This is a genomic window from Exiguobacterium sp. s22, assembly GCF_018617455.1.
In the GTDB taxonomy this organism is placed as follows: domain Bacteria; phylum Bacillota; class Bacilli; order Exiguobacteriales; family Exiguobacteriaceae; genus Exiguobacterium.
The window spans coordinates 1-373 of record NZ_JACSKD010000025.1; the positions used below are offsets into that span (position 1 = coordinate 1).

Genomic DNA, 373 nt, shown 5'->3' on the forward strand with positions numbered 1-373 from the left:
AACAAGGTAGCCGTATCGGAAGGTGCGGCTGGATCACCTCCTTTCTAAGGAAAATGCCCATGTGGCATTGCCCATCGTTCAGTTTTGAGAGACCAAAACCTCTCTAAGAGGGCCTATAGCTCAGCCGGTTAGAGCGCACGCCTGATAAGCGTGAGGTCGGTGGTTCGAGTCCACTTAGGCCCACCATTTTTATGAACAATTCCAATACGGGGCCTTAGCTCAGCTGGGAGAGCGCCTGCCTTGCACGCAGGAGGTCAGCGGTTCGATCCCGCTAGGCTCCACTTTTGTTCCTTGAAAACTGAAGATTCATCAAGACATCAAAAACCAATTTCACATATGGTCCGTAACGGACCGTGTGTCTTAGACGCTAGAT

The 373-nt window shown here is 50.9% G+C and carries 2 tRNA genes; both read left to right on the plus strand.

Annotated elements, in window-relative coordinates:
- The first annotated feature begins 109 nt into the window (after window positions 1-109).
- A tRNA-Ile gene (locus tag KNO94_RS15175) sits at window positions 110-186 on the plus strand.
- 22 nt (window positions 187-208) lie between these two features.
- Window positions 209-281 (plus strand) — tRNA-Ala (locus tag KNO94_RS15180).
- Window positions 282-373: the final 92 nt, after the last annotated feature.